This is a genomic window from Salinimicrobium oceani, assembly GCF_012037645.1.
In genome coordinates, this window is record NZ_JAAVJR010000981.1 from 1 (window position 1) to 379 (window position 379).

General features: G+C 33.0%; 1 pseudogene. It reads right to left on the reverse strand.

Going from position 1 to position 379, the window contains the following annotated elements:
* Positions 1-379 (reverse strand): annotated as a pseudogene (locus tag HC175_RS20360) (restriction endonuclease); the annotation flags it as partial.

Sequence of the window (379 nt, forward strand, 5' to 3'; positions counted from 1 at the left end):
ATCTGAATGAAACCCCTTTTGAGCCACTACTGCAATATGAAATCCCTTCTTGAAAATAAAAATTTTCGCTCGGCAAACGATTGCCGTGTGTACTTAGATATTTATATTCAATTGGGTCGTTATATCCAATTAAACACCAATTATTTCCATACCACTTTAAAAAAGGACCGCCTTTCTGATAGAATACCCATTTTTTATTATCGCCTAATTTTAAAGACACATCTTTAAAATTAATTTCCCACCACAGTCTTATAGTTCTAAAATTATTTCCAGTTGCACCACCTTGGCGGATATAAAGGACATTGTCCAGAGCTTTACTTTTAAACTTCTCTCTAAATTGATCACTGATCCAATAAATAAAGGGGTAAGATTTGATTAT